Below are 216 nucleotides of genomic sequence, written 5' to 3'. Positions count from 1 at the left end.
ATGCGATTACCATATTGAACGGGAGCGACCACATCCGCAGGAAACTGGCCTACTTGCTTGTGGCCGCATGAGCAACGATGGGCTACCAATTCGTGCTGGCTTACCCACAAACGAGTAGGTGGTAAATCAAACACCTGACGGCGGGCAACCACTTGTCCTTCACCTTGTAAGGCAAGACCACAACTGCCACAGTGGGTGGCACTATGAGTATGAATG

Annotated in this window: 1 pseudogene; it reads right to left on the bottom strand. The window is 52.3% G+C overall.

What is annotated here, in order from left to right:
* Window positions 1-216: pseudogene (locus AC23P2_RS31495) on the bottom strand (IS66-like element ISArch14 family transposase); the annotation flags it as partial.

The organism is Runella sp. R0.1_18 (assembly GCF_057652155.1).
This window is presented reverse-complemented; position numbering and strand designations above follow the sequence as displayed.